This window comes from Zobellia sp. OII3, from assembly GCF_002211465.1.
Taxonomy (GTDB): Bacteria; Bacteroidota; Bacteroidia; order Flavobacteriales; family Flavobacteriaceae; genus Zobellia; species Zobellia galactanivorans.
Map to the genome: position 1 here is coordinate 1 of NZ_MWRZ01000029.1, position 1,951 is coordinate 1,951.

Sequence of the window (1,951 nt, forward strand, 5' to 3'; positions counted from 1 at the left end):
AAGATAGTGCCAAGGGTGAAAAGAGCCTTGGTTTGATGATTTACGAACCGCCGTATACGAGACCCGTACGTACGGTGGTGTGAGGGGTGCACTCCGTCATTTGATGGCGGAGCCATCCACTCGATTAGCGTTTCGTTGTTATTTCTTTTTCATTACTTCTAATGCTGTACTTAATAAATCCTTGGCTGTTTCATAAATTGTGTTGTCCTCTTTAGTTTTTTTAGTCTTATAAATTGTCGGTGATTTGTAAATACCAGATACGGAATTTAGAATTAATTCATCTTTTAAGTCCTCTTTCTCAATTATGTCAGAATAAGCTTTGATTGTTAATGCAACTGCAGATTTAAAAGCGTATTCTTCTTGAAAATTTCTTTCTTTATTGTATTGGGCAATGGCATAAAAAAGCAGAAAAAAGAATGGTAACGTTTTTATTGAATTTGTTATCAGTCTAATTGTTGAAAGCTCGTTTGGGACATCTCCTAGAATGCCAAATGCATTCGTAAATATTACTAATATTGCACCAAAAGTAAGAACAGCCATCGCAATTACAATCCATAACCATTTACCTACAGGTTTCTCAAGTTCTTTTTTTCTTTGTTTAAATGTTTCAAATAACGAAGCTCCTACCTCACGACCTATTAATTCATCCAGATAATCATTTCGCTCTTCAAAATATTCCTTTTTACTTTCAACAAATTCCAATTTTTTGTTGAAGTCGGCAATTTGAGTTTCAACTTCAACTATCTTCTTTTCTAGCGTAACTTCAATTTTTTTAAATGTCTGAGTTTGTTTCTCGAAATATGAATCTTGATTTTCGCTTTTCTTTTTCTGATTATCTAAATTTTGTGTTTGTTGATTTAAAAGTCCATTGATTTTTTCGTTTGTTGAAGTGGCTTTTGTTAAAAGTTGAGTTATTTGGTTTGAATTTGAATTTGATGTCTGGAGATTATTAGTTATCTGTTGAAGTTCTTTATTCTTCTGATTGATGAGATTTTGAATTTCTTCTTTCTTTTTATTAAGCTCATCAACCATCAATTTGTAGTTCTCTCCATACTTTCCAAGCTGTTTACTTATTAAATCTAACTGGTCCTTTAATTCAGTTATTTTAATTTCACTCGCTTTATGATATTTTCGAGTCGATTTATCCCAAAATCCATTTGCAATTTGGTAGTAAACCAATCGATTAATAAATGAAACAGAACTGTTTAAATTGGTGTGGGTTTTACCTCCCAATTGACTTGCAAGGTTTTGAAAATCACTTTTAAGATTGCCACTCCCAAATTCATTTTGATAATTGTATTGAAATGGAAGAAAATGTCCATTCTCTTCAAATTCAATTTTGAATTGTTTAATTAGCCTTTTTAACGTTGAAACAAATTCTGGAACTTTATACTGTCCAATTGAAATATTTTCAATATCCTGGTCTTTAAATATTTCGGAAACTAATGAGTTTATTTCAAGTTGTTCAATATTTGAAATTCGCGCTTTTAAATCATTAATTTGATTTGTATTCACAAGTATTGGTTTTTATTCAATGTTAGTTAAGGTCTCTGATTCATAATGAACGCTAACGGTTGAGCTATGAACAGTACGGGAGCAAACTAGCGTTTGCTTTCCGCCATGCACATAGCGAAATCTTTTTGTTTTGATTTATTTTTTTTCTTTCCAGAGCAAAATCCAAAAGATTTTGCGGTCTTCATAAAAATATACAAATCCAGCGATTAAGCCCGAAGCCCGTATTGTTTATAGGTTGTGTGCTTGTTGCGCAACTATGAATACCATCAATACGTACTTGTTAAGTTATTTTTTATAAGATGTAACTAGCTGACATATTGAGTTTTAATATTTCTAATAATTCAAAAACCATCAATTTATTCCCGATGACGAGTTGTGCAACGGTTACTTTTGTTGTGGCTAGTTATTTTTCCGTTTCAAATTCGTTACACTAATC

Annotated in this window: 1 protein-coding gene; it reads right to left on the reverse strand. The window is 31.8% G+C overall.

The annotated features are described in order from the left end of the window. Positions 1-138 precede the first annotated feature (138 nt). Positions 139-1,515 carry a coiled-coil domain-containing protein gene (locus B4Q04_RS22335; RefSeq protein WP_088698185.1) on the reverse strand — a complete coding sequence of 459 codons (1,377 nt, stop codon included), beginning with the start codon at positions 1,513-1,515 and terminating at the stop codon, positions 139-141. Between the last annotated feature and the right edge of the window lie 436 nt (positions 1,516-1,951).